Raw genomic sequence first — 7,715 nt, 5'->3', positions numbered from 1 at the left:
GTACTGATTACGGTGGCGGCGCTAAGGCCGAGACTTGCCAGCCGCTGGGTCGAAAACTCGATGTAGATGGTCTCGTCCTGGGTGCCCAGGAACTCGACCTTGCCTATGTTGTCGAGACGCAACAGGCGGTTGCGGGCCTCGTATGCCCAGTCTCGAACCTCGCGGTCACTGAAATCAGCAGAGGTGAAAGCGTAGATGATGCCGAATGTATCGCCAAATTCGTCGTTGAAGAAGGGACCGCGGACCCCCTGAGGCAGGGTCGTCTGCATGTCGCCGATCGTCTTGCGCACCTGATACCACAGGTCGGCAACCTCGTCGGGCGGGGTCGAATCCTCAAGGCTGACATAGATGACCGATTGCCCAGCACTGGTCAGGCTGCGCAAGGTATCGAGGCGCGGCACCGCCTGAAGCGCCCGCTCCAGCCGGTCGGTAACTTGGTCGGTGGTCTGTTCGATCGTGGCGCCCGGCCAGACAGCATGGACCAGCATCGTCTTGACCGTGAAATCAGGATCTTCGCTACGGCCAAGATTTACATAGGAGATGGCACCGGCGATGGCGCCGAGCAGCATCAGGAAGATAATCAAGCCCTGGCGCTTGATCGCCCATTCAGAAAGATTGAATCCGCCGTTCATTGCGCGGCTCCAGCAAGCAGGCGGACGGGCATCGCCGGACGTAACTGTTGAACGCCCGCGACAACGACGTTGTCGCCATCCTTCAATCCGCTCGAAACGAGGAAGTCCTGGGTTTCGAAGCGTGCCACATCAATTGGCACCAGCTTGGTGGTGCTGTCAGCCGGGTTGACGACCCACACCGCAGGCCGATTGTCCTGGTTGAACAGTGCTGTCATCGGCAAGCGGGCGACGGGCTCGCCCGCCAGCTGGATCATGCCGCGTACCGCACTGCCAAACCGAAAATCGCCGGGCACGGCGTCGAGGGCGACACGGACGGTGAAGTTGCGGGTAACTGGATTGGCGGTCGGCGAAATTTCGCGAACGGTACCCGTCGCCAAGCTATTTGGATTACTCAACAAGCGTGCCTCGACCTTCACATCGCGGTTGGCATCCTGGATCGCTGCTTCGGGCACCTGGAACACGGCGTCCTTTTCGGCCAATTGAGCAACGCGCACGACCATCTGTCCGCCACCGACAACTTGGCCAACATCGCCACCAACAGCAGTCACCACGCCGGCGGCATTCGATTTCAACACGCGGTTGTCGAGATTGTTCTGGGCGACGCGCACGCCCGCTTGGGCCGCGTCTACTCCTGCGCGCGCTGCATTCGACTGCGCGATAGCAGCATCGAGCGCAGCCCGGCTGATGGTCCCTGGATAAAGCTGCTGTTGACGGCTGCGTGTCATGTCGGCGTTGTCGAAATTCGACTGGGCCGCAAACAGATTGGCCTCCGCCTTGCGCACGGCATCCTGAGAGTCTTCGATATCCAGGCGCGCCAGCACGGTGCCGACTTCGACCATATCGCCCACCTCGACGTCGCGTTCCCTGATTTCGCCGCCTTGACGGAAACCAAAACTGGTCTCGATCCGAGGCTGAATCTCGCCGATGAGCGAACCGAACGTGTCTTCTGGGCTGAATGACACCGTTACCGTCTTCACCGGACGCGGCGGCAACACCACCGTCTCCTCTTCCCTCTGACATCCGACCAGGAGAAATGAAGCAACTGTAACAGCGGCCATGCCGAGCATGGCACTATGTCTTGATGCCGGGCGACGCAATGTCATGGAAGAAGGCCCCTTCTTGAGATGCATGTGTGAATTCAGGCTGCGCATGGTCCGTCCGTCCTTGTCAGAAGCGCCAGATCAGCGGCACGATGAAAACCGATACGACAAAGAACCAGATCAGCAGCGGCAGGCCGAGCTTCCAATAATCGCTGAACGCATAGCCACCTGGCCCCATCACCATCAGGTTAGTAGGAGTTGCGATCGGGGTCAGGAATGCGGCGGCAGCCGCTACCGCAGTGCTCATCAAGACCGGACGAGGCGAGATGCCCATCGCGGTCGCCGCCGCCACGCCGATCGGGATCACGATCAGCGCGGTCGCTGTGTTGCTGATGAGCTGCCCCATGATCGCAGTCAGCAGGAACAGGCCGGCCAGCAAGGCAATCGGACCAGCATCGCCAACGAAATTCACCAGATGTTCGGCCATCAGCTTTGCCGCGCCAGTCTCCACCATCGCTGTGGAGAGTGGCATCATCGCACCAACCAAAATGACCGTAGTCCAGCCGATGGCGCGATAGGATTGCTCGACGGTCATGATACCCGACATGATGATCGCACCAGCGGCCAACAGGCCAGCGACCGCGGGCGGGACTATGCCCGTAGCGAGCAGTATGACCATGGCAAACAGGATGACGATGGCCTGACGCGCGCCCGGCCCCATCGGCACTGCCTGGCGGCGTACGAGCTCTGGCGAGCTCACGACCAGAACGTCCGGATCGTCTAGATGGAGATCGAGCGCCTTCCATGTGCCCTGCAGCAGCATAGTGTCGCCGGCTTGCAGCACAATGCCGCCGGAATCCTTGCTGGCGCTGTCAGCAGCGATCTCGGCACCCGCACGCTGCACCGCCAGGATGATCAGGTCGCCGCTGTCGGTGACCATGCCCGGAAAGACCTTGTGGCCGACAAGGCCCGAACGCGGCGGGATTACCACCTCGGCAAGGCCGGAGTGACGGTTGAACAATGTCTCTTCGCCCTGCCCGGGCTTGGCTTCCTCGCGAAACGCGAGATGCATCGTGGCGGCAAACGACGCGGCCGTTTCGGCATCGCCGCGCAGCAGCAAATGATCGCCTTCCGCCACAACCGGCCTGCGGGTCGGACTTGCGGTTTCGCCGTCCTGGATAGCAACCAGTTGCAGGCCTGGATAATCAGCGAGATGGATCGAAGATGAAGCCGCACCGACATAGGGCGAGCTTGCGCGGACCCGCATCTGATAGACGCCGCTGGCGAGGCCGTATTGCTCGACCAGCGTCTTGGCATGACGACTGAAATCGGCGGGCATCGTGGCGCCATTGCGCTCGGGCAAAAGCCGTTGACCAAACAGTACGATGATCGCCATCGTGCCCAGCAGCAGCGGTATGCCAACAAGGGCAAACTCAAAGAAGCTGAAATTGCCCACGCCTGCGTCAGCTGCGGCTTCCGACACGAGCACGTTCACTGGTGTACCGGTTAATGCCAGCATAGATCCGGCATGCGCGGAGAAGACCAACGGCATCAGCAACTGGGACGAGTTGCGCTTGAGCCTGACCGCGATCACCACCACAACCGGCAGCAGTGCTGCGACCGCGCCATTGACGCTGATCAAGGCCGTGAGCAGCGACACAAGCAGCATGGTCAAAAGCAGAAGCCGTGTGCGGCTTTCCTCGCCAGCGCCTCGGATCAGAAGCTGACCCGCCCAGGCGGTAACGCCAGTGACCTCAAGCCCGGAACTTACGATGAACAGCGAAGCGATAAAGATGACGGCGGGGTCCCCGAGGCCACTAAGCGACTGGCCAAGGGTCAGGACACCGGTCGCCCACAGCGACAGAGCGGTGCCCATGGCCACCAACACGACCGGAATCTTGTTCCAGACGAACAGTACAATGGCAACGGCTATGATGGTGGCAGTGTAGGCGATGGGACTCAATCGCTCAGCTCCTCATTGGGCCATGACAAGGCCGCCGAACCTTCAGATGCAGACCGCCGCCGGGCACTGGCCGTTACATTGGCCAAAGTGCGTCGACGGCGGGATGTCGAGAGGCCGCATGCGGCCTCTGCAACGCGCTAGTCTTCCAGCGTCGCCATGAGMACGCCGATGCGGCAGCCCTTCTCGAACTCGGGAAGGTTCACATATTCCTTGATGGTGTGGATCTCAGCCTGACCGGCACCAATGGTGATGGTGGGGATGCCGTGCTTGTCGAGCCAATTGGCATCCAAGCCGCCGTTCGAAAACAGATAATTCGGCTCGATGCCCAGCATCTTGAGCGCCTTGGTGGCGCGCTTCACGACAGGTGTGTCTTCCTCGAGCTTGAAGGGCGGGTAAGATTTTACGTGGCTGAACTTCACCTCGGCGGTGTCGCCCTCGTGGTCGACCACAGCTGCCTTGGCTTTGGYGAAGGCGTCGCGATAGCCTTCTGCGATCTTGGCCGCGAAAGCGGACTCGGGACTGCGCGCCTCGCCCTTGATGTAGGCGTAGTCGGTAACGACGTTTGTGGCGTCGCCAGCCGGTTTGCCATCCTTGCCGCCAAAGATGCCGACATTGCTCGTACCGTGACCTTCAAGCTTGACCACCTTGCCGAACCAGCCCGCACTGCGCGCCTCGGCAAGCGCCATGGCACCGACCATCGTCGCCGAGATGCCTCGTTCAGGTGCCACACCGGCGTGAGACGCGCGGCCCTTGATCTCGACTTCCCAGTTCTCCTGCCCGACCGCGCCAATTATCAGGTCCGATGCCAATTGGCCGTCGACGTTGATGCACATGACAGCACCACTAAGATCGGCAGGGTTGAGTTCGCGCGCGCCATGCAGGCCGCTTTCCTCGCGGACAGTGAAGAGCAAGGTGATCGGCGGGTGCGGCAGCTTGTGCTTGATCAGCGTCTCCGCCAACACGACCAGCAATGCCACGCCGGTGCGGGCGTCCCCACCCAATGCTGTGGTGCCGTCCGACACGATCCGGTCGCCTTCCCGCCTGGGCTTGGCACCGGCGCAGAGCGGTACCGTATCGAGATGTGTCGAAAACAGGAGGCGCGGACCGGGTCGTGTGCCCGGAAGGTCGACGATGAGATTGCCCGTTTCGGTAGGCAGCGGAATCCGCTTGTTGGCATCGTCGAAGCGGATGGCCGACGCCGGCACGCCGACCTTCTGCAGCGCATCGGAGACGGCAGCCGCAATGTTGGCCTCGTGACCAGTCACGCCTTCGACCGAGAGGAACCGCATCAGATGTTCTTCGGCTGCGGCGACGTCGAGATGTTGAGAGGTGTTGCTCATGGTTTCATCCGATCGTTTTGAGTTTTGCTTGGTTTCGGGCTGGGCCAGCGGTCACAGGCCCCAGGGCAGACCGAGCATCTGCCAAACCGCAAACAGCGCGGTCCACAGCACGAACATCCACACGACATAGGGCAGCATCAGCGATACCAATGTGCCCACACCTGCGGACTTGTCGTATTTCTGGGCGAAGCCAACGACGAGCGCGAAATAGGCGTTGAGCGGGGTGATCGCGTTCATCGGCGAGTCGCCGACACGGTAGGCCGCAAGCACCGCTTCCGGCTCGACACCGAGCTTCATCAGCAGCGGCACGAAGACAGGCGCGAAGATCGCCCACTTGGCAATCGCCCCAGTCAGCAGCAAGTCGATGATGGCAACGACAAGGATGAAGCCGAGCAGCAGCGGAAGTGGGCCGATATTGGCCGACTGCAGGACGCCGGACAGGCTGAGCGCCATAACCGTGCCGATGTTGGTGTAGGTGAAGTAGGCCACGAACTGGCTGAGGACGAAGAACAGGAAGATCGTGCCGCCCATGTTCCTGATCGACTTCTCAATCGCCCCAATCACTTCCGTCAGGGTTCGCAAGGTGCCGGCTCCGATACCGTACGCCCAGCCGGTGACCAGGAACATCAGCATGATGAGCGCGATCAGGCCATTCATGAACGGCGAGTTGCCGATGAGTTCGCCGGTTGTCGCATTGCGCAGCGGTGCGCCGGAAGGCAGCGTCAAAAGCAGGAAAACCACCGCCAGGCCGATCAAACCGAACAGGGCGAAACGCAGCCCGCGCGATTCCTGCTCGGAGAGCGGAGCACCGACGTCTGGGCCGCCTTCGTTTGATTGTTCCGGCTTGTAGGCGCCCAGACGCGGTTCAATCATGCGGTCGGTGATGAACGCAATGATCACGGTCAAAAACAGCACCGAAGCGATGGAGAACCAGACGTTCGAGGCAAGGCCAATGGTTCTGTTGGGGTCGACGAGAGCAGCCGCGTCATTGGTGAACTCGACAAGCACGGCATCAAGCGGCTTGATCAGCATATTGACGGTAAACGCGCCCGCCACGGCGGCGAATCCGAGAGCCAGGCCGGCAAGGGGATGCCGTCCGACAGCCAGATAGGCAACGCCAGCGAGTGGGATCAACACCAAGTAGCCCGCATCCGCCGCAATGGAGGCGAGGATGCCTACGAAGGACAGGATGTAGGTCAAAGCCCAGCGCGGCGACACCAGCACCAGCTTGCGGATCAGCGCGGTAACCAGTCCCGATTCTTCCGCGACGCCGGCACCGATCATGGCGGCGATCATCAGGCCCACGGCCGTGAAGCTCATGAAGTTGGGTACCAGCGATTCATACATGAACCGGATGCCCTCGACATTCAGCAAACTGCGTATAGCCGTGCTCGCCTGTTCGATCTCGAGCGTCTCTGGATTGATGCGCTCGTAGGTGACGGCCGTTCCAAACAGGCCCATCACGGCCGACAGCGCAATAACGATGCCAATCAGGATAAGAAAGATGACAACGGGATGGGGAACCATGTTCCCGACGCGCTCGATGCCATCAAGGAGCCTCTGCATCGTCGTCTTTGGTGCGGCATTCGCGGTGGTCATGACTTGCTCCCCTTGAGTCAAAGCTTTGCGCGCAAGCGCCGTGAACGACTAGGTGGACCGACGATCTTGGAACTAGCCCTGCACGGACGCTATCCAATGCATCATACGCTCATTGTGCACAGCAATGAACGCTGCGTTCCATGTGTTTAACGTGCTGCTACGCCGGCGGGATTAGCTTAGAATTCCAAAACTGTGCATTGCGTCTTATTTTGGCGCCGAGCATCGATGCAGGCTTTGCAGTTCGGGCGCTTGATGCAAAGTAACGCGAAAGCGACGACAGGCCGCATCGTATTGCGGAGCAAAGACTTGGGCTAAATTCGGTTCCCGGTCGACAGCCAAAGCGAGAGGAACGATACTATGAGCGATCTCGTTTTCATTGCCTTCTGCTGCGCGCAAGCCGCCGACCGGAGCAACCCGAAGATACACGCTTTGCAGGGCCATGCAGTCGGCGCCAAACGGATGGCGCGCTCATGAACGAGCAGGCGCCCGACGCCGGACCTGCCATTCCAGTTGAGTCCTGCCTCAGCGACTTCCAGCCACTGAACGCAGCCGAAACAAAGATCGTTTCGAACCTGAAGTCGGGGGAGTTCGACAGGCTTGGCGACGGCTCGCGTCCGGATTGGGACGACCCGGCGCGAACCGTGCGCGCGGAGCTTCTGCGCTTTCTCATTCTCGGCAGCGACCATGGCTTTCGCATGCATGAAAAGGGGCTAAGCGTCAGCGGGGCCCGAGTGACAGGTGTTCTGGACCTCGAAGGCTGCCGAATTCCACGCGACATCCGTCTCAAGGATTGCTTTTTCGACGCCTCTCTTGTTCTGCGCTCAGCCATCATCGACAATCTGTTTCTCGACGGCTCGGCGTTGCCTGGCCTGCAAGCTGACAGGCTCGAAGCCCGCGGCGGGCTTTCCATTCGCGGCGCCACCGTTTCCGGAGAAATCCGTCTTGGTGGTGCTCGCCTGGGTGGCAATTTCGAGGCGGATGGGGCGACGGTATCCTCGACTGATGGGACTGCGATCAATGCCGACGGGCTCGAAGCCAGTGGCGGCATTTTGCTGCGTGGCGCCGAAGTGCGTGGCGGTATCAATCTTTCGGCAGCGCGCCTTGGCGCCGATGTCAATGCGGTTGGCGCTCACATCAAACG

Annotated in this window: 6 protein-coding genes and 1 pseudogene; 1 reads left to right on the top strand and 6 read right to left on the bottom strand. The window is 60.8% G+C overall.

The window, feature by feature from the left end; genetic code table 11:
- The 6 genes from AC1DUU_RS17385 to AC1DUU_RS17360 form a co-directional block, all read right to left on the bottom strand.
- On the bottom strand, window positions 1–632 hold a 632-nt coding region (locus AC1DUU_RS17385), incomplete at its 3' end, for an efflux RND transporter permease subunit (protein WP_476784655.1).
- Complete coding sequence (locus AC1DUU_RS17380; RefSeq protein ID WP_476784654.1) at window positions 629–1,627, bottom strand: efflux RND transporter periplasmic adaptor subunit; 999 nt, start codon at window positions 1,625–1,627, stop codon at window positions 629–631. The genes AC1DUU_RS17385 and AC1DUU_RS17380, both read right to left, overlap by 4 nt.
- Window positions 1,628–1,799: 172 nt before the next feature.
- Entirely contained in the window at window positions 1,800–3,635 is a 1,836-nt protein-coding gene (locus AC1DUU_RS17375) for an SLC13 family permease (RefSeq protein WP_476784653.1), read from the bottom strand.
- Window positions 3,636–3,772: 137 nt separating this feature from the next.
- Window positions 3,773–4,975, bottom strand: a complete 1,203-nt coding sequence (locus AC1DUU_RS17370) for a M20/M25/M40 family metallo-hydrolase (protein WP_476784652.1) — start codon at window positions 4,973–4,975, stop codon at window positions 3,773–3,775.
- Between the two features lie 51 nt (window positions 4,976–5,026).
- Window positions 5,027–6,574 carry an AbgT family transporter gene (locus AC1DUU_RS17365; RefSeq protein WP_476784651.1) on the bottom strand — a complete coding sequence of 516 codons (1,548 nt, stop codon included), beginning with the start codon at window positions 6,572–6,574 and terminating at the stop codon, window positions 5,027–5,029.
- A 204-nt stretch (window positions 6,575–6,778) separates the two neighbouring features.
- A complete protein-coding gene (locus tag AC1DUU_RS17360; protein WP_476784650.1) occupies window positions 6,779–7,015 on the bottom strand; it encodes a hypothetical protein in 237 nt (78 codons plus the stop codon).
- A 29-nt stretch (window positions 7,016–7,044) separates the two neighbouring features.
- Here AC1DUU_RS17360 and AC1DUU_RS17355 point away from each other — a divergent pair.
- A pseudogene (locus AC1DUU_RS17355) lies at window positions 7,045–7,715 on the top strand (hypothetical protein); the annotation flags it as partial.

The sequence above is a fragment of the Aminobacter sp. P4_H6_2 genome (assembly GCF_056400805.1).
Note: the sequence above shows the minus strand (reverse complement) of the source record. Positions and strands in the feature narration are given on the sequence as shown.